This window comes from Paenibacillus catalpae (genome assembly GCF_900112695.1).
GTDB classification, from domain to species: Bacteria; Bacillota; Bacilli; order Paenibacillales; family Paenibacillaceae; genus Pristimantibacillus; species Pristimantibacillus catalpae.
Genome location: NZ_FOMT01000001.1, coordinates 1,069,891 through 1,088,026, shown reverse-complemented (window position 1 = coordinate 1,088,026; position 18,136 = coordinate 1,069,891). Strand labels below are relative to the sequence as shown.

Genomic DNA, 18,136 nt, shown 5'->3' with positions numbered 1-18,136 from the left:
TAGTTTTACTCATATCCTTAATCAAAGGACAGCTATTGCTGTCCTTTTTGCATGCTTATGCATGACAGCATGTTTTAACCATCCTGTCGATGATATAATAATTGAGTTGCGGCGTAATCCAAACCGATCGCAGAACTTTATTTTCCATCCATACAAAGATACGAGGTGATGGCCATGCTGGCCGCTTTAATCCTGATTGGCGTGATCGCTATGCTCATTGCTGCGACGATTCTCGTCCTGCGTTTTTACCCTGCATTTGGGGGCAGACCAAGCGAGGAAACGCGAACGCGCATGTTGCGTTCCTCTCAATACAAGAAAGGTAAGTTTGTAAATCTTATACCAACTTCAATGGATATGTCGATGCGTGACTATCTGTCGATACTAGGCGAATTCGTTAAAGGAACGCCGGGCGCCAAGCCGGAAAAGGCACTGGCGGCTGAGCCTGTCGATCCTCGGTCACAGCAGTCCCCTCACCTAGCCAAGGTCTCGTGGTTTGGTCACTCGGCGCTGCTTCTCGAGCTGGACGGAAAGCGGCTTCTCTTTGATCCGATGCTCGGACGGTCTCCTTCCCCGTTCTCCTGGGCAGGGGGCAAGAGATTTAGCGACAAGCCGCCCATCGAGATTGAGGATCTGCCTGCCATTGATGCCGTACTCTTCTCTCATGACCACTATGATCATTTAGACTATAGTTCGATTATGCGTCTAAAAGAAAAGGTTGGCCATTTTTTTGTTCCGCTTGGCGTTGGTGCTCATCTGGAACGCTGGGGCGTTGCCCCCGACCGGATCGAAGAGTTTGATTGGTGGGACGAAATCGTCTGGGAAAAGCTTGTATTGGCGTGTACGCCGGCCCGCCACTTTTCTGGCCGTGGCCTAATGGACCGTAATCGTACGCTTTGGTGCTCCTGGGTCATACTTGGACGAGAGACTCGGATTTTTTTCAGCGGAGACAGCGGATATGGGCCTCACTTTAAGCAAATTGGAGACAAGTATGGACCATTTGACCTGACGCTGATGGAATGCGGACAATACGACAAGCGCTGGGCGGCTATTCACATGATGCCGGAAGAGACGGTGCAGGCTCATCTGGACGTCAAAGGCAAAGTCATGATCCCGATTCACTGGGCTGCTTTCAAGCTGGCGCTCCACGATTGGCGAGACCCGGTAGAACGCGCCGTGCATAAGGCTAAGGAATTGCAAGTGAAGATCGCCACTCCGCGCATTGGTGAGTCTGTCGTCATCGGAGTGGACACATTCCCTACATCCGAATGGTGGCGCGAGTAACTAATTGTATACATAACAAAAGCAGACCCGGAGGTCTGCTTTTTGTTTATTCCTATCTTACAGCGACAAACGATAGATTTCCACAACATCTTCCTTCTTCAGCTTGCGGAAGTTGCCTCGTGTTCCGCTGCCGGTTGTTTTCTCCGCCATTTCTTCCAGTCTGCTGTCGTCGATATTATAATCCGCGAGTCGCGAAGGAGCGCCGATGGAGCTCCAGAACTCACGCAGCTTGGCAATGCCTTCGCGTGCTACCTCAATATCTTCACGGCCTTCGGCTTTCACTCCGAATACATTTACCGCGAATTGCTTGAAGCGGCCAACGTTATCTTCAATCACATAGTTCATCCAGTTCGGGAACAGGATCGCCAGACCGCCGCCATGCGGGATATCGTATACTGCCGACACCGCGTGCTCCATATCATGGTTCGCCCAGTCGCCGATGACCCCCATCGATAACGTTCCGTTAAGCGCCATTGTGCCGCAGTACAGAATCGTCTCGCGAAGCTTCACGTTCGTCAGATCATTCACCAGGCTCGGGGCCGTAGCAATGACTGTACGAAGAATCGTTTCACAGAAGCCGTCCTGAACCGGCGTATTCGCATCATGATGGAAATACTGCTCGATCACGTGCGCCATCATATCGACCATACCGTAGACGGTATGATCCTTGGGCGCACTTGCCGTAAATACAGGATCGAGAATGGAGAAGGTCGGATAAGCCAGCACGTTGCCCCAGCCATGCTTCTCCAGCGTCTCTTCATTCGTAATTACCGAACCGGAGTTCATCTCCGAACCTGTAGCAGCCAGTGTCAGGATCGTACCAAGCGGCAAAGCTGCTTCAGGCTTTGCCTTGCGGCTGACGATATCCCAGAAGTTCCCTTCGTATTTCGCCGCGATAATAATCGCTTTGGCGCAGTCAATCGTGCTGCCGCCGCCAACCGCTAGTACCCAGTCGATAGATTCGGAACGGCACAGATCAGCGCCCCGGTGGACGGTAGAGAGACGAGGGTTGGGCTCAACCCCGCTCAATTCTGTCACCGTGCAGCCAGCTTCATTCAGCTTCTCAAGGACTTGCTCGTACAGTCCGTTACGCTTAATGCTTCCTCCGCCATAAACAAGCAGAACGCGTTTGCCCAGCTTGTCCGCTTCTACAGGAAGCTGCTTTAGCTGTCCTTCCCCAAAGTGAAGACGGGTAGGATTATAGTATGTAAATGGATACATATCAGATCACTCCTATTGTTTGATAAAAAAGAGAAAACCCCTATCGCGGTCACTCAAAGATGAGCGACCGCGGTTAGAGGTTGGTTTATTTTAGTCGCATTCTGCCGGCGGTTCTACCGTAGCGTCTTCGACATTGATTTTCTCGGATACGGTGTCGCGGACAATCGAAATAACCAGCTGCAGCAAATAGTTGATATCAGACTGGCTTTGCTGGAACTCCGATACAATCGGAATGCCATCCAGTTCATCCTGCAGTACTTCCATTTCCCCTTCGATCTTTTTAACCATTTGTTCGTTTTTGAAAGTCGTTTCGAACGCAACGACTTCCTTTTGCTTCTTCTTGATCATCGAGATCAGCGATTGAACGCGGTCATTGCCTTGAATCTGCTTCTCGGCGCGGCGGTATTGCTGTACTTCCTCGGAAGTAAAGATCAGACCGGCCAATTCCTGCGCTTTTTTCATAATATCTTCCCGGACAAGCAGGTCGCGGGTATTGAATTTCGGAATATCACAACCGTGGCCATGCTCATGATCGTGATTGTGGTGCGTATTAACTGCAGTCTGTTGTTCGGACATCTATCATCTCTCCCACTAATTTGAGTCGCTTCTAGGATACATTGCTGGCGGAGTTCGCGAGCGGTTCTGCTTTAATATACCATGTTTTTGCTTCTGTTACACGAACATGTACAAATTGTCCAATCCATTCTTTAGGACCTTCCAGATGAACCAGCTTATTTGTACGGGTCCTGCCGGCCAAAATCGTCGAATTGTTCTTGCTCTCGCCTTCTACGAGCACCTCGACAATCTCGCCTTCCATCCGTTCATTGCTGTTTCGGCCAAGCTCCGCCATCAGTTCATTCAGCCTTTGCAGACGTTTCTTCTTCACTTCCAGAGGCACGTTATCCTCCATGTCTGCCGCCGGCGTTCCTTCACGAGGTGAATAAATGAACGTATAGGCAAAATCAAACCCTACCTTACGGACTAACGTCATCGTTTCTTCAAACTGCTCGTCCGTCTCTCCCGGGAAACCAACAATAATATCGGTGGAAAGAGAAACGTTCGGAATTGCCCGTTTGATTTTCGCTGCAAGCTCGAGATACTGCTCCCGGGTATACTTACGGCTCATCCGTTTCAGCACTTCCGTACTGCCTGACTGAACCGGCAGGTGGATATGCTCGACCAGATTGCCTCCCTGCGCGAGCACGTCGATCAGATGATCGTCGAAATCTCTCGGATGGCTGGTCGTAAACCGTATCCTTGGAAGATCTATCTTCGAGATTTCATGCATCAGATCTCCAAACCGGTATTCGATATCTTCGAAATCCTTCCCGTAGGCATTTACATTTTGGCCCAGCAGCGTAATCTCTTTGAACCCTTGGCGCGCCAGTTCGCGAACCTCGGCAATGACATCCTCCGGACGCCGGCTCCGCTCTTTGCCCCTTGTATAAGGTACGATGCAGTACGTGCAGAACTTGTCGCAGCCGTACATGATGTTGACCCAAGCACGCATGCCATCCCGCTTCTTCGGCATATTTTCAATAATGTCGCCTTCTTTGGACCAGACCTCAACAACCATCTCTTTGCTGAAATATGCATTTTGCAGTAAATGAGGCAGGCGATGAATGTTATGAGTTCCAAAGATCATATCGACAAAAGCATGCTTTTGCAGGATTTTGCCCACGACGGACTCTTCCTGCGACATGCAGCCGCATACGCCAAGCAGCAGACCCGGCTTTTGCAGCTTTAACGTTTTGAGATGGCCGAGCTCTCCAAACACCTTATCTTCGGCATTTTCCCGAATGGCACAAGTATTGAGAAGAATAACATCTGCCTGCTTGCGGTCTTCCGTTGCGGTATATCCCATCTCCTCGAACATGCCCTTCATCACTTCCGAGTCATGCTCGTTCATCTGGCAGCCGTAGGTTTGTATTAAGTAAAATTTCCCTTTGCCGAGTGTGTACAGTTCTTCCGGAATCGAGAAATCATAATGAACCGCGATGTCTTCCTTGCCGCGTTTCTTTTCTTCTTTATAGTTTGGAGTGGAATTAATCTGTATGTTTCGGCCTTTAATGCGATAGGTCGTTATCCCGTCTTCCCTGCTTAGCACTTTAGCATCCGAGAAGTCAAAGTATTTGGAGTAGTCTTTAACCTTGCCGGATTGCGGGTTCCCCTTTGACATGGTTGTTCACACTTCCCTCTACATGAAATATTGCCCAATACAAAATTATAGCATAACTTCAGGAAGGATATCCACGTGTCACCTATATGCAAAAAAGGCTGACAGCAGTATGAAACTGCATATCAGCCTTTTGGCTAACCTATGTTTTATTCAATGATTTCAGCGGTATCGCCATTCTTGATGCCGGCTGCATTCGCTTCATCTGTATCAATATGCATATCCAGCGCAAAGTCCGGAGACACGCGTGCAATGACCTGCTCGAAGACAACGCCGCGATCACCTTGGAAGCGGACCTTCAGAAGCTGCTTGTCCGCAATTCCCCACTTGTCTGCATCACTTGTATGGAAGTGAATGTGACGGGCAGCAACAATTACGCCTTCTTCAATCGTTACTTCGCCTGCAGGACCTTTGAGCGTAATTCCGGCAGAGCCTTTAATATTTCCGGATTCTCTTACCGGCGGGTTAATGCCCAGAGAGAATGCATCCGTACGCGATACTTCAAGCTGCGAGGCCGAACGTACAGGACCCAGAATTCTTACTTTAGGGAAAGAACCTTTTGGTCCGATGACGGCAACCGTCTCATTTGCCGCATATTGACCAGGCTGCGAGAGAGGTTTGGCAACCGTCAGTTCGCTGCCTTCTCCAAACAATATAGCGACATGCTCCGCAGAGAGATGAATATGTCTTGCCGATACGCCTACGGGCACTACTTTTTGTTCCATTTGTTTCTACTCCTTTGTATCCATTCCATAATGAAAAGCATACGGCGAATTGGGTAAATTGCCGTATGCTCATCATACACTTATTTAAATTCAGCTACAAGCTTATTGAAGTGTTCTTGCGACAGGGTAAGATCCTGCTTCGCAAGGGCTTCTGTACCGAATCCGCTGATCATGTCCTCATACGACTTACGCTGCGTATTCTGGTAGATCAGACCCGTCAGCATGCCGTTTGTTTCCATAATTTTATTCATCGCCGCAATACGGTTCGCTGGATCGTAATCCGGGAACTGCTCCAAATTCACGATATTTTCTTTGAACCAGTCGTACGTATTGATTTTGTTGAAGGTTACGCATGGGCTGAACACGTTGATCAGCGAGAAGCCTTCATGCTTAATACCAGCCTCAATCAATGCCGTCAGCTGCTTCAAATCGCTCGAGAACGATTGGGCCACAAAAGTAGCCCCTGCGGACATGGCGATCTCAAGCGGCGACAATGTCGACTCGATCGAGCCTTCCGGTGTTGATTTAGTTTTGAAGCCTTCCGCGCTGCGCGGTGAAGTCTGGCCTTTGGTCAGACCGTAGATCTGGTTATCCATGACGATATACGTAATGTTAAGATTACGCCGGATGGCATGAACCGTATGGCCCATACCAATCGCGAAGCCGTCACCGTCACCACCCGATGCGATAACAGTCAGTTCGCGGTTCGCAAGCTTAACGCCTTGCGCGATGGGCAATGCGCGGCCGTGAATCCCGTGAAGGCCGTATGCGTTGATATAGCCGGAAATACGGCCGGAGCAGCCGATACCGGAAATAACCGCAAGGTCTTCCGGCTCAAGATCAACGTTAGCCGCAGCGCGTTGAATAGCGGCCTGGATGGAGAAGTCTCCGCAGCCCGGGCACCAGTTCGGCTTCACATTATTTCGAAACTCTTTAAAAGTTGCCATAATTAGTCCAACTCCTTGCACGCTTTATAAACTTCAGATGGCAGGAACGGATTGCCGTCATATTTCAGCAGATTGCGGATCTTCTCCGCGAAGCCCGCATTCATTTTGATCTGGCCAGCAAGCTGTGCTGTAGCGTTATTCTCGATAACAACGACTTTTTTCGCTTGCTGCAAATGAGGAATTAATTGCTCCGTCGGGAATGGATGAATCTGACGGATCGTAATATGGTTCGTTGTGATACCGTCGTTTGCCAGCCATTCACGGGCTTGATCGATCGTGCCGCCTGTCGATCCCATGCCGATGATGAGAAGATCAGGCGTCTCGTTAGGCGCATCAACGCGCAGGCCTTCGCGGATGAATAGACCGTCAAGCTTATGCAGACGCTTATCCATCATTTTCAGACGGTTAATTGCACTTTCCGAAGGACGTCCTACCTCGTCATGCTCCACGCCCGTCACATGATGAATGCCATTTTTAGCGCCAGGCAGTATACGAGGCGATACGCCGTCTTCCGTAAGCTCATAACGTTTGAACAGCTGATGCTGCTCAAGTTCTGGACCTTCCTGAACGAGCTTGCCTCGGTTAATCTGGATCGAATTGTAATCAAACGGCTCACAGGACTGTTTGCCAAGAGACAATTGAAGATCCGTCATGACAATAACCGGTACTTGATACTGCTCAGCCAGATTGAAGGCTTCGATCATATCGTAGAAGCAATCCTCAATAGACGCAGGCGCGATAACGATCTTTGGAATCTCGCCATGTGTACCGTAGACCATTGCGTTAAGGTCAGATTGCTCCTGCTTTGTCGGCAAACCAGTAGAAGGACCGCCGCGCTGCGTATCTACGATAACAAGCGGAGTCTCCGTCATGCCGGCGAGGCCAATGGCCTCCATCATAAGCGACAAGCCTGGACCTGCCGAAGCCGTCATCGTCCGTACACCCGCATAGTTAGCACCAATAGCCATTGTAACCGCCGCAATCTCGTCTTCCGTCTGAACGACAGTGCCGCCAAGCGCAGGGAGCTTCTTAATAAGATATTCCATGATCTCAGAAGCGGGAGTAATCGGGTAAGCCGACATCAGGCGGCAGCCTGCAGCCACACATCCAAGTCCGATTGCTTCATTACCGATCATGAACAGCTTTTGCTGGCCGTCCGCATCCTCAAGCTTGAACTCATTAAGCGGTCCGCCTGCTTGCTCCAATACGAATTCAGCACCGCGTTTAACCGCCTCGATATTTTTCTCGACGATTGCCGCGCCTTTGCGACCGAACTCTTCTTCTACTGCTTTATTAAATACTTCAAGCGGCAAACCAAGCAATGCCCAGGATGCGCCGGAAGCAACCATATTCTTCATCAGGGAAGTACCGAGCTCTTCCGCCATAGCCGTAATCGGCACAGCGAACAGTCTTGCATCGATTCCTTCAGGTACAACGGGTTTAAACTTCGCATCTGCCACGATAACGCCGCCGCTGCGAAGCTCTTTAGCATTCAAATCTATACTTTCCTGGTCGAACGCCACGAGGATGTCCAGATCATCGGAGATCGCCCGGATCGGGTATGTGCTTATTCGAATTTTATTATTTGTATGTCCGCCCTTAATCCGCGACGAGAAATGACGATATCCATATAAGTAATACCCAAGCCGGTTAAGCGCCGTGGAAAAGATCCGGTCTGTACTTTCGACGCCCTCCCCTTGTTGCCCTCCGATCTTCCAAGACAATTGACTAATCAAAACGCCCATCTCCTCTTTTTGATGGCTTAAGCCGCGTACAATACTAAGGCAATATCCAACAATAATTTATATAATGAATAAACAGTCAAACCAAGTGTAAAGGTGCGGTTTGAAAATTGCAAGATGTAAACGTTTAATGAATGATAATCATTTTCGATTGTTTGTATACCATATTCAGATATGTCGCAAACCGTTTGCTACTCAGGCAGATTGGCTGCCAGAAATGTAAGCGCATTACCCGATAAGAACCGCTTTGTCTGCTCTTCGGAGTACCTCTTCAGCATCGCTTCGCGAAGCCTGTACACCTCGCCAGGATGCGTTAAGCCGTTCACATATTTGTCGATTCCGTCAAAATCTGAACCAAGCATAATATGCTGCTCACCGCCAAGTCCTCCTACATGATCAATGTGTCTTAGCACATCATCAACGGTGACCTGTTCCCCGTCCGCTACAAACCATGGGACATAGGTAATGCCTATGAGACCCTGAAGGGCGATGATTGCCCTAATCTGATCGTCGGTCAAATTCCGGGGATGATTCAGAAGCGTCTTGGCATTGGAATGCGAGGCGATAATCGTTCTGGAAGCCAGATCCGCAACATCCCAAAAAGCTCTTTCTGACAGATGAGATACATCCACCAGTATGCCCAGCTTGTCGCATTCCGTGACGAAGGTCTTCCCTTGAGCGGTCAGCCCCCCTCCACGAGGCTCCATAACGCCGTCTGCGGCCCAGTTCGCATGATTCCAGGTCAATCCAGCGGCCCGTACGCCAAGGCGGTGCAGGAGCCTTAGAATGGGTATACTGCCCTGCAGCCCGTCTACTCCTTCCAGGGACAGTAAAGCGCCGATCTTCCCCATTGCCAAACTCTCCGCCAAATCCGCTTGACTGCGGATAAGCATCATATCCGGGCAAGTCAGCACCTGCTCGTAGAAATGGTCAATACTTGCTAATATAGGCTCAATAGAACCGTTTAACTTCTCCGGTATGTATACCGCAAAGGTCTGAAGAACGGCACCCGATTCCTTTAACCGTTCATACGTCACATCCAAGAGCCCCGTTTCACTGCCCTGAAAAGTCAGATTCGGATGGACCAGAAGCTTGCTAAGTACATCACAATGAAAATCCGCTATGGAAAAGGTCATTTCGCTCGCACCACCTAAAAAGAATTGCGTAGCAATTCTTGCTTCGTAAGCATTGCTTTAACAACCATCATGAATCCAACAAAGCAAAAAACCTGTCTACTTCGTAAACAGGTTCAAATACCTGGCTCAATCCAGCTCCGTACATGAAGACCGGTGGTTAGATCTGTTACCTAGGTTCAACAATGAGCTTTATCGCTGTTCGGTCTTCTCCATCAATGACAATGTCAGTAAACGCCGGAACACAAATCAAATCCACCCCGCTCGGAGCTACGAATCCGCGAGCAATTGCTACTGCCTTGATCGCTTGATTAAGTGCACCCGCCCCGATGGCTTGCAATTCAGCGGCGCCGCGCTCACGCAAAACTCCGGCCAGCGCACCTGCAACGGAATTTGGATTGGACTTTGCTGAAACTTTTAATACTTCCATGAAAAAGGACCTCCTCGGGAATGATGGATGGATTCCACTATTTAGATAGTATTCGAGAGAGGTTAAAAAATTCCTGCTATTCCCGCAATAACTTTCACATCAATTCAGAATTGACTAAACTTTTCGAATATTCATATAACTACTGCATGAGCAGCCACTCATCTTCGGTAAGCCTGATTTTTTGAATTTTTGTTGCCTGCCCTGTTGCATCGTCAATATGAACCGATACCGCATGCAGATGCCAATCCCCTTCGTCCACCACAAACCGTGTCGGCAGCTGGGTCAAAAACTTATGAAGCACGGCATTGCGTTCCATGCCAAGCACGCCGTCACGCGGCCCGGTCATGCCCACATCCGTTATATATGCTGTCCCGCCCGGCAGAATCCGGTCATCATTCGTTTGAACATGCGTATGGGTACCTACAACGATAGAGGCATGTCCAGCCAAGTGCCAGCCCATTGCAATCTTCTCGGAGGTAGCTTCCGCATGGAAGTCGATCAGGATATTATTTGTTTTTTCTTTCGCGAGCGTAATCAAATCTTCCGCTTTCCGGAACGGGCAGTCGATCGGCGGCAGGAAAGTCCGGCCTTGCAAATTAATAATAGCTAGCTGCTTGCCGTTGGCTTTTATATGCATATAACCTTGTCCCGGTGTTCCTTCGGTGAAGTTGGCCGGACGTACAACGCGCGGTTCTTCATCTATCCATTCAAAGATGTCCTTATTGTCCCAAGTATGATTGCCCATCGTGATGCCGTGAACACCCCATTCAAAAAATTCGCGGGCAATAGCTGCCGTAATCCCACGGCCTGCTGCGGCATTCTCGCCGTTTACGATAATTATATGTGGATTGTACTTGCTCTTCAGTGCCGGAAGGACCTGCTTTAATGCTTTGCGTCCTACACTGCCTACGATATCACCAATAAATAATACGTTCACTCCGCCACTCCTTTATTATGCAAAAAAAGTGGCTGACAAGCAGCCACTTTTCGTTCTTGCTATTTGCTTGTGATCTACTTCGCATATTCAACTGCACGGGTCTCACGAATAACCGTAACTTTAATATGTCCCGGATAATCGAGTTCACTCTCGATCTTCTTCGTAATATCGCGTGCAAGCCGGAATGCTTCCGTATCGTCAATCTTCTCAGGCTGAACCATAACACGGACTTCGCGTCCTGCTTGAATAGCGAAAGACTTCTCAACGCCGTCGAACGACTCCGAAATGTCTTCCAGCTTCTCCAGACGTTTAATGTACGTTTCAAGCGTCTCGCGACGTGCGCCAGGGCGTGCGGCAGACAAAGCGTCTGCTGCTCCTACGAGCATCGCGATAACAGAAGTTGCTTCAACGTCTCCATGGTGGGAAGCGATACTGTTGATCACAACAGGATGCTCCTTGTACTTCTTCGCCAGCTCTACGCCGATCTCAACATGGGAGCCCTCAACCTCGTGGTCAAGCGCCTTGCCGATATCGTGCAGAAGGCCCGCGCGCTTAGCAAGCGTAATATCCTCGCCAAGCTCTGCAGCCATAAGGCCGGTCAAATAAGCAACCTCCATCGAGTGCTTCAGCACGTTCTGACCATAGCTTGTCCGGTACTTAAGACGTCCCAGAATTTTAATCAAGTCAGGGTGCAAACCGTGAACCCCAACCTCGAAAGTAGCCTGCTCACCGTATTCACGGATCCGCTCATCCACTTCCTTGCGGGACTTCTCGACCATTTCTTCAATGCGAGCCGGATGAATACGACCATCTGCAACAAGCTTCTCAAGTGAAGTACGAGCAATTTCACGTCTAATCGGGTCAAAGCCAGACAGAATGACCGCTTCCGGTGTATCGTCGATAATCAAATCGATACCAGTCAATGTTTCGAGTGCACGGATATTACGGCCCTCACGTCCAATTATGCGGCCTTTCATTTCTTCGTTAGGCAGCGTTACGACTGATACAGTCGTCTCTGCTACGTGATCCGCCGCACAACGTTGAATAGCGAGTGAAATAATGTCCCGCGCCTTTCGATCGGCTTCTTCTTTCGCTTGCTGCTCGATCTCTTTGATCATCTGTGCTGTTTCGTGACGCACTTCCTGCTCCACATTCGACAAAATAATCGATTTCGCATCCTCCATAGTCAAGCTGGAGATACGCTCCAATTCACTAAGCTGCTGCTTGTAAATGGAATCAATTTGTTCTTGGGTGTCATCGATCCGTTTCTCTTTGTTGGCAACTAACTCTTCTTTGCGTTCCAGCGCTTCTATCTTTTTATCCAGCGACTCCTCTTTCTGGAGCAAACGTCTTTCCTGACGCAAAGACTCATTACGCCGCTCACGGATGTCCTTCTCAGCCTCCGTACGGAGTTTGTGGATTTCATCTTTTGCTTCGAGCACCGTTTCCTTCTTCTGAGCTTCTGCTTCCTTCTTCGCATTCTCTACGATTACGACAGCAGCTTGCTCAGCGCTGGAAATTTTGGCCTCGGCAATCGACTTGCGAATAAAATAACCAATCCCAAAGAAAATAACGCCAACAACGAGACAGATCAACACCGTCCAAATAGGGTCCATTTGTTCACCTCCTCGTTGCATTCACCAAGGCAACTGCTTGGGATGATATTAGGTTTTTAGCCGGTTTCCATACCGATTGATTCTCTAACTTATTGACGAAAATAATCGTTTCAAATCAACTTTTGGAAGGAAAATTGACTTGATATAAAAGGAATACAATTTTATTTTATCTTTTGGCAAAATCAATTGTCAAGCAAAAGCCCTTCATCATCTTCTGCCTGCTCCATTTCCGCTTCATCTATTGCTGCTTTTGCCGCTTCTTTGACGACATCCGAAGGAAACCCTCTTCGCATTAAAAAGGAGAGGAGTTTTTGACGTTTCTCTCTGTATTCTCCTTTAAGAGAGCGCCATTTCTTCTTTGCGGCATGAATCGCTGACGCAAGTTCATCATCCCGGTCGATGGCTTCCAGTGCTTCTGACGCAGCCTGATTCGTAACTCCTCGCTGCTGCAGCTCCTGCTTAATCCAACGGCGGCCCTTTTGACTATAACGGATACGCTGCTTGGCAAATTGCCGCGCATACTCTTCATCATCAACAATATGCTCCGATTCTAAACGTTCAAGCGCATAAGCAATTGGCTCCGGCTCGAACGCCTTGCGCATCAAATATTGCTCAATTTCTTTGCGAGTCCTTGCTTTGAACCCCAAATAGTAAATAGCGAGCGCATAAGCCCTATAACGATCATCTTCTTCCGTTATTTCTGTAATTTCCTCCGTGGTGAGCGACGTGCCCTTAAATAATCGGTGTTTAATTAACAAATCCTCGTGAACCGAGAATAACGGCTCTTCCATGCCATTCGTGAAGATGTTGTACCGCTTTCGTTCCTTGCGGTCCTGTTCGACCGATGAAATCTCGATAATCATTTAGGACTCACTCCGTTCGTTATGGCGAAAAAGGAGCAACGCCGCCCTCAATGGGACGGCGCTGCTCCTAAGCTATTAACTTAACTTCCACAGTATAGATTCATAGCTGCGAAAGTTGAATTATTAATCATCAAGTTCCGACTCATCAAAATCATCATCATCATCTTTTGAGAAGTCAGCTGGCTCTGCCGTAGCAGACAAATTGCTTTGTTCACGGATTTGCTTCTCGATTATCGCAGCAACCTCCGGATGGTCCTTCAAGAACTGCTTCGCGTTCTCGCGGCCTTGACCTAAGCGATCACCATTGTAGGAGAACCATGCTCCACTCTTCTGAACAATGTCCATCTCTGTACCAATATCGACAAGGCTTCCTTCTCTCGAAATGCCCTCACCGTACATAATATCGACCTCAGCTTGCTTAAATGGCGGAGCAACTTTATTCTTAACGACTTTGATACGTGTACGGTTACCGACCATGTCGTTGCCTTGTTTGATCGTTTCAATACGGCGTACATCAAGACGAACAGAAGAATAGAACTTGAGTGCGCGTCCACCTGGTGTTGTCTCAGGGTTACCGAACATTACGCCGACTTTCTCGCGCAATTGGTTAATGAAGATGGCAATGGTCTTCGACTTGCTGATCGCGCCACCCAATTTACGCAATGCTTGCGACATCAGACGTGCCTGCAGACCAACGTGGGAATCCCCCATGTCACCTTCAATCTCTGCTTTTGGTACGAGTGCTGCAACCGAATCGACTACGATAATATCAACAGCCCCGCTTCGTACAAGTGCTTCAGCGATTTCAAGCGCTTGTTCACCAGTATCCGGCTGAGACAACAGCAATTCGTCAATGTTAACGCCCAGCTTGCTAGCATACAATGGATCCAGCGCATGCTCGGCATCGATGAAAGCTGCTTGTCCGCCAATACGTTGTACTTCCGCAATCGCGTGAAGCGCAACGGTTGTTTTACCGGAAGACTCCGGTCCATAAACCTCAATAATACGACCTCTCGGCAAACCGCCGATTCCAAGTGCGATATCTAAAGCAAGGGAACCGCTAGGTACGGTTTCAACTTGCATATGTGTGGATTCTCCTAATTTCATGATGGAACCTTTACCAAATTGCTTCTCAATTTGACGTAAAGCCATCTCCAAAGCAGCACGACGATCCGACAAGCTACTCACATCCTTCGTTATTTATAATTGTATGATACCTTGTTTCAGGACAAAAGCCAAGCTTTTTTTCGAACATACATTCGTCTTTTTTTATTTCCACGCCCTTTCATGCGTAAGGTGAACCGGCTTTCGCCATATTAGGCTGCGGTGCGCGAATTTAAAAATAGACATAAAAAAACCGCAGCAAAGTAATCTTCGCCACGGTTCTTCCGCATGTGACCAATTATAGCGGAAATGGTACAAACAGGCAAGCTTTTTCGCGTTAATCCGACAAATCAATGTTCGCGCAGCTTCAGCCACAATTGATACAAGGCTGCCTTCACCGCGCGGACACGGATAATCGAACGGGTGCCGGAGAAATTGCCGGTAAATACAGATGTCGGCTTCCCCCGTTCAGAGACTGCATAATAGACAAGACCAACAGGCTTGCCTTCCGCTTGAGCCGGACCAGCTACGCCAGTTAAAGAAACGCCAAAATCCGAGTCTCCGATCTGTCTGACGCGTTCAGCCATCATCGCCGCTGTCGACTCACTAATCGCTCCTGGCGCCCCGTCTCCCTGCAGTTGGGCCATCGGGATGCCAAGCAGCTTATGCTTCATCTCGTTCGTATAAGTAACCACACCGCCGGAATACTCACCGCTGCTTCCCGGTATACCGGTAATAAGCTCGGCCAGCAGACCGCCGCTTATGCTCTCGGCAGTGGAAAGCTTTCTTCTTGATATGCGGAGAAGCTGAACGACTCTTTCTTCCAGCGTCATCTCTTCCTCAGCATATAAGTATTCGCTAACCCGCTGTTTGATGGCTTCGACAGTCTGATCCAGCTTAACGGTTGCATCGGATTCATTCGCTGCTTTCGTCGATACCCGTATGGCCACTTCGCCTTCCTTCGCATACGGTGCGATTGTAGGATCCGACTGCGCCTCAATCAGATCAATCAGTTTTGCTTCAAGCGTTGATTCGCCGATACCCGCAAACATAAGAAGTCTCGAATACAGCGGTTCTTCAGAGCCTAGAATAGACTTAAGCCACTCTGAGCCTGGCCCTTCTATCATTGGCTTCATCTCGCGCGGCGGTCCAGGCAGCAGCAGATAATGCGTTCCGTCTTCCGACAGTCCGTTGCCCACTGCAAGCCCTGCCTCATTCTCGATTGGAGCACTGCCGTCAATCATCAGCGCCTGCCGGCGGTTGCTCTCCACCATATGAATACCGCGCGAGCTGAACATCTGCTCGATTTTATCCATCGAGGGCTGATGAATGGAAAGTCCGCGATTCAAGTATGCAGCAAGAACATCCTTTGTCAGATCATCCTGTGTCGGCCCTAGGCCGCCGGTGAATACAAGCAGATCCGCACGTTCACGGGCGATTTCGATCGCTTGCCGGATGCGGCTGGGATTATCGCCGACAACGGTTTGGAAATACACATCAATTCCAAGCGTTGCCAGCTTTCTGGACAGGTACTGTGCGTTTGTATTTACAATTTGGCCGAGCAAAAGCTCGGTTCCGACCGCAATAATTTCCGCTTTCATACGAGTTTCCCCTTTCGAATCATGCAGCATTAGGAAGCAAAAGCATCCCTCCAATAATATGGAAAGATGCTTTATTGTTACTTATAAGATCCCGTTTATTGCACAGGAATCAGATGTTTGTTTTTAAAGAAATAATCAAAACCGGAGTACACCGTAATCAGCACGGCTATCCAGCTGACGATCTCGTCAAAAGGAAAATCGATAAACGAGAACGGGAAGTTGTTGAGCAGAAGCGAAATGATCATCGTAATTTGTACGGCCGTTTTCCATTTGCCCCATTTGCTCGCTGCCATAACGCTGCCTTCAAGCAGAGCAATCTGTCGCAAGCCCGTTACCGCGAATTCACGGCTGATAATAACGATGGCCATCCATGCCGCAAGCTTGTCCATTTGAACGAGCGAGATCAGAACTGCTGCTACGAGGAGCTTGTCCGCAAGCGGATCAAGAAGCTTGCCCAGATTGGTTACGATCTTGTTCTTTCTCGCGATATAACCGTCCAGTCCATCGGTACTTGCCGCTATGATAAAGATAATAGCCGCGATAATCTGATTGTATGTAATGGAATAATCATCGCCGAACTCAAGTGGCTTAATATCGATGTTAACGAGTAGAAATACCATAATGATCGGCACTAAAATAATTCGTGCAAGCGTAATTTTGTTAGCCAGGTTCATTCATTCACACCCCCGGACCGTCTAGCCGTATTCCTGCATTGATGCATGATTGCTTGTACTGTCATTTGTATGTCCCCCGGATCGTTTCCAAAACTATCTAACCAAGTATAATACATGCCATTTCCTGTGTCAAAATGCGAAAGCATCATAGATCGAAAGCCCTTCTTCTGCCGTTAATGATGCAGCAGCGAAGGGCCGGAAAGGCTTATTTTAACAGCTTAACGGTAGTTCGTGAACTGGAGCTCGATCTTCAGATCCGCTCCGCGAAGAAGATTCATTACCGCCTGCAAGTCATCACGGCTTTTACCCGTCACACGAATCTGATCGCCTTGAATCTGGCTTTTTACCTTCAGCTTGGAGTCGCGGATCAGAATATTGATTTTTTTGGAATCGTCTTGCTCGATGCCTTGCTTTAATTTAATCCGTTGGCGAACGGTATTTGCGGAAGCCGATTCGATCTTGCCGTATTCCAGGTTTTTAATCGGAACGCCGCGTTTCACCATCTTCGACTTCAGAATATCAAGAACGCTCTCGAGCTTGAAATCATCATCAGAAACAACGACAAGCTCTTCTTTCTCGAGCTTAATGCTGCTCTTGCTTCCTTTAAAGTCAAAGCGTGTCTCAATTTCCCGCTCCGCTTGCGTAATGGCATTATTCAGCTCCTGCATATCCATCTTCGATACAATATCAAATGAACTTTCCGAACTCATCTTTATACAACTCTCCCTTTGTTCTATTCCGCTCTTTGTTCTATTCCGTTCCTTGTTCGTTACCCGTGTCTTGCGTATCCCCAGGTGACGCTGAACCTTCCGGACTTTCCGAGCCTGCTGCACCCTCAGCAGGGTTCAGCTGGATTTTCTTCGAACCGGCGCGGTCGCCGTCATTAATTTGTACTCCGTCTACCGAGATAACAGTCAAATCGGCACGCCCGACGTTGATGTACAAGGGCTGATCCAAATCATAAGTAAAGACCGAACCGTCCGGTGCTGTTTCCGAAATAGTGGCCTTGCCGGATGAACTGCCGGAACGAACTTCCGTCCAGCTCGGTCCGCCCGCAATCTTGATTTCCACTTTATGTACGACACCTGCAGGCGCAACATCATAATGATCAACCTTGCCGACCTTGGACGAGAATGTAAGTGTCGTTGGCGCTTGGCTAGGCGTAGGTGTAGGCGTGGCCGTTGGCGTAGTCGTTCCGCCGTTTGTTCCACCATCTGGCGACTGGCTTGGAGGAGCCGGCGAAGCCTGATCCGTAATATTCGTATTATCAATCTCTTTCGGAGCATCGGATTTCTGATTAACGAAATAAACCCAGACAACGACTACGATGAGAATCAGGAAGGACCACATCATCACGTTGAAGCCAAGCTTGCTGATCCGCTCGGAGGAACGGCTCTGCACCCTCTTGGGCTGTCTGGTCGGCACCGCTTCTACAATCTGATCGGTAACCGAGGCAGGAATTTCATGCTGGTACAGACGCAGCACTTCATCCGAATCAAGTCCTACGGCATCACAATAATTTTTAACAAAAGCGCGTAAATAGAACGTTCCCGGAAGGACGCTATGGTCGCCGCTTTCGATCGCTTCCAAGTAGCGCTTGCGTATTTTTGTCGTTTCTTGAACATCTTCAAGCGTTAGCCCGTGTTCTTCTCTTGCTTTACGCAGCAACGCTCCTAAATCTGACAT

At 48.8% G+C, this 18,136-nt stretch carries 17 protein-coding genes; 1 reads left to right on the top strand and 16 read right to left on the bottom strand.

The window, feature by feature from the left end; translation table 11 throughout:
- The first annotated feature begins 174 nt into the window (after window positions 1-174).
- Window positions 175-1,281, top strand: coding sequence for an MBL fold metallo-hydrolase (locus tag BM200_RS04475; protein WP_091181770.1), 1,107 nt, complete (start codon window positions 175-177; stop codon window positions 1,279-1,281).
- Window positions 1,282-1,338: 57 nt separating this feature from the next.
- On the opposite strand, the gene BM200_RS04470 is transcribed toward BM200_RS04475, so the two are convergent.
- From BM200_RS04470 to BM200_RS04395, 16 genes are all read right to left on the bottom strand, one after another.
- Window positions 1,339-2,502 carry an iron-containing alcohol dehydrogenase gene (locus BM200_RS04470; protein ID WP_091181769.1) on the bottom strand — a complete coding sequence of 388 codons (1,164 nt, stop codon included), beginning with the start codon at window positions 2,500-2,502 and terminating at the stop codon, window positions 1,339-1,341.
- Between the two features lie 90 nt (window positions 2,503-2,592).
- On the bottom strand, window positions 2,593-3,078 hold the full coding sequence (locus tag BM200_RS04465; RefSeq protein ID WP_091181767.1) for a YlbF/YmcA family competence regulator: 486 nt from the start codon (window positions 3,076-3,078) through the stop codon (window positions 2,593-2,595).
- Between the two features lie 31 nt (window positions 3,079-3,109).
- A complete protein-coding gene (gene miaB, locus BM200_RS04460; RefSeq protein WP_091181764.1) occupies window positions 3,110-4,681 on the bottom strand; it encodes a tRNA (N6-isopentenyl adenosine(37)-C2)-methylthiotransferase MiaB in 1,572 nt (523 codons plus the stop codon).
- A 146-nt stretch (window positions 4,682-4,827) separates the two neighbouring features.
- On the bottom strand, window positions 4,828-5,403 hold the full coding sequence (locus BM200_RS04455) for a phosphate propanoyltransferase (protein ID WP_091181762.1): 576 nt from the start codon (window positions 5,401-5,403) through the stop codon (window positions 4,828-4,830).
- 80 nt (window positions 5,404-5,483) lie between these two features.
- Window positions 5,484-6,350 carry a 2-oxoacid:ferredoxin oxidoreductase subunit beta gene (locus tag BM200_RS04450; RefSeq protein ID WP_091181759.1) on the bottom strand — a complete coding sequence of 289 codons (867 nt, stop codon included), beginning with the start codon at window positions 6,348-6,350 and terminating at the stop codon, window positions 5,484-5,486.
- A gap of 2 nt (window positions 6,351-6,352) precedes the next feature.
- Window positions 6,353-8,086 (bottom strand): 2-oxoacid:acceptor oxidoreductase subunit alpha, encoded by a 1,734-nt coding sequence (locus BM200_RS04445; protein ID WP_091181757.1) that lies wholly within the window; start codon window positions 8,084-8,086, stop codon window positions 6,353-6,355.
- 197 nt (window positions 8,087-8,283) lie between these two features.
- A complete protein-coding gene (locus BM200_RS04440; RefSeq protein ID WP_091181754.1) occupies window positions 8,284-9,228 on the bottom strand; it encodes a dipeptidase in 945 nt (314 codons plus the stop codon).
- A gap of 166 nt (window positions 9,229-9,394) precedes the next feature.
- Window positions 9,395-9,655 carry a stage V sporulation protein S gene (locus BM200_RS04435; RefSeq protein WP_005550495.1) on the bottom strand — a complete coding sequence of 87 codons (261 nt, stop codon included), beginning with the start codon at window positions 9,653-9,655 and terminating at the stop codon, window positions 9,395-9,397.
- A gap of 139 nt (window positions 9,656-9,794) precedes the next feature.
- Window positions 9,795-10,592 carry a TIGR00282 family metallophosphoesterase gene (locus tag BM200_RS04430; RefSeq protein ID WP_091181751.1) on the bottom strand — a complete coding sequence of 266 codons (798 nt, stop codon included), beginning with the start codon at window positions 10,590-10,592 and terminating at the stop codon, window positions 9,795-9,797.
- 74 nt (window positions 10,593-10,666) lie between these two features.
- Entirely contained in the window at window positions 10,667-12,208 is a 1,542-nt protein-coding gene (gene rny, locus BM200_RS04425) for a ribonuclease Y (RefSeq protein ID WP_091181749.1), read from the bottom strand.
- Window positions 12,209-12,390: 182 nt separating this feature from the next.
- Window positions 12,391-13,071, bottom strand: coding sequence for a regulatory protein RecX (locus tag BM200_RS04420; protein ID WP_091181747.1), 681 nt, complete (start codon window positions 13,069-13,071; stop codon window positions 12,391-12,393).
- A gap of 123 nt (window positions 13,072-13,194) precedes the next feature.
- Window positions 13,195-14,250, bottom strand: a complete 1,056-nt coding sequence (recA, locus tag BM200_RS04415) for a recombinase RecA (RefSeq protein WP_091181745.1) — start codon at window positions 14,248-14,250, stop codon at window positions 13,195-13,197.
- Between the two features lie 275 nt (window positions 14,251-14,525).
- Entirely contained in the window at window positions 14,526-15,776 is a 1,251-nt protein-coding gene (locus tag BM200_RS04410) for a competence/damage-inducible protein A (RefSeq protein ID WP_091183497.1), read from the bottom strand.
- A 95-nt stretch (window positions 15,777-15,871) separates the two neighbouring features.
- A complete protein-coding gene (pgsA, locus tag BM200_RS04405; RefSeq protein ID WP_091181743.1) occupies window positions 15,872-16,450 on the bottom strand; it encodes a CDP-diacylglycerol--glycerol-3-phosphate 3-phosphatidyltransferase in 579 nt (192 codons plus the stop codon).
- Between the two features lie 218 nt (window positions 16,451-16,668).
- Window positions 16,669-17,160: a YajQ family cyclic di-GMP-binding protein gene (locus BM200_RS04400; protein ID WP_091181741.1), complete on the bottom strand. Its 492-nt coding sequence runs from the start codon at window positions 17,158-17,160 to the stop codon at window positions 16,669-16,671.
- 40 nt (window positions 17,161-17,200) lie between these two features.
- A complete protein-coding gene (locus tag BM200_RS04395) occupies window positions 17,201-18,136 on the bottom strand; it encodes a helix-turn-helix domain-containing protein (protein WP_091181738.1) in 936 nt (311 codons plus the stop codon).

Excerpts from the sequence above, each read along its gene's own strand:
- BM200_RS04475 (WP_091181770.1), top strand. The coding sequence starts at position 175 with ATGCTGGCCGCTTTAATCCTGATTGGCGTGATCGCTATGCTCATTGCT.
- BM200_RS04470 (WP_091181769.1), bottom strand. The coding sequence starts at position 2,502 with ATGTATCCATTTACATACTATAATCCTACCCGTCTTCACTTTGGGGAA.
- BM200_RS04465 (WP_091181767.1), bottom strand. The coding sequence starts at position 3,078 with ATGTCCGAACAACAGACTGCAGTTAATACGCACCACAATCACGATCAT.
- miaB (WP_091181764.1), bottom strand. The coding sequence starts at position 4,681 with ATGTCAAAGGGGAACCCGCAATCCGGCAAGGTTAAAGACTACTCCAAA.
- BM200_RS04455 (WP_091181762.1), bottom strand. The coding sequence starts at position 5,403 with ATGGAACAAAAAGTAGTGCCCGTAGGCGTATCGGCAAGACATATTCAT.
- BM200_RS04450 (WP_091181759.1), bottom strand. The coding sequence starts at position 6,350 with ATGGCAACTTTTAAAGAGTTTCGAAATAATGTGAAGCCGAACTGGTGC.
- BM200_RS04440 (WP_091181754.1), bottom strand. The coding sequence starts at position 9,228 with ATGACCTTTTCCATAGCGGATTTTCATTGTGATGTACTTAGCAAGCTT.
- BM200_RS04435 (WP_005550495.1), bottom strand. The coding sequence starts at position 9,655 with ATGGAAGTATTAAAAGTTTCAGCAAAGTCCAATCCAAATTCCGTTGCA.
- rny (WP_091181749.1), bottom strand. The coding sequence starts at position 12,208 with ATGGACCCTATTTGGACGGTGTTGATCTGTCTCGTTGTTGGCGTTATT.
- BM200_RS04420 (WP_091181747.1), bottom strand. The coding sequence starts at position 13,071 with ATGATTATCGAGATTTCATCGGTCGAACAGGACCGCAAGGAACGAAAG.
- BM200_RS04410 (WP_091183497.1), bottom strand. The coding sequence starts at position 15,776 with ATGAAAGCGGAAATTATTGCGGTCGGAACCGAGCTTTTGCTCGGCCAA.
- pgsA (WP_091181743.1), bottom strand. The coding sequence starts at position 16,450 with ATGAACCTGGCTAACAAAATTACGCTTGCACGAATTATTTTAGTGCCG.
- BM200_RS04400 (WP_091181741.1), bottom strand. The coding sequence starts at position 17,160 with ATGAGTTCGGAAAGTTCATTTGATATTGTATCGAAGATGGATATGCAG.
- BM200_RS04395 (WP_091181738.1), bottom strand. The coding sequence starts at position 18,136 with ATGTCAGATTTAGGAGCGTTGCTGCGTAAAGCAAGAGAAGAACACGGG.